The 279-nt window shown below is 57.7% G+C and carries 1 protein-coding gene; it reads left to right on the top strand.

All coding sequences use genetic code 11. From position 1 onward, the window contains the following. Positions 1 to 279 (top strand): TraC family protein (locus Xinn_RS21670; RefSeq protein ID WP_153043458.1); only part of this gene is annotated, 279 nt, incomplete at both ends.

Raw genomic sequence — 279 nt, 5'->3', positions numbered from 1 at the left:
GCCACCGAAGGCCGCCCGGCTGAGCGTCTGACTGAAATCCGCGACCAGTTGGAAGATGCGGTGCAGGACAGTCTGGAAGAGGATGATATTTCACCGTGGGTGGTGCAGTTCTTTTGTCAGGATGACGATGAGCCTGACCCGTATCTCCGTACCCTGCGGCACTATGTAAAACCGTGGGCACAGGGCACTGCCTTTACCGGGGCCTTTCTGGCCGAATCGGCCCGTCACCTGACCGGTATTGCCCGGCCTGACGGGATATTTCAGGACAGTTTAATTACC

Origin of the sequence: Xenorhabdus innexi (assembly GCF_002632485.1) — a bacterium.
Classification (GTDB): Bacteria; Pseudomonadota; Gammaproteobacteria; order Enterobacterales; family Enterobacteriaceae; genus Xenorhabdus; species Xenorhabdus innexi.
This window is presented reverse-complemented; position numbering and strand designations above follow the sequence as displayed.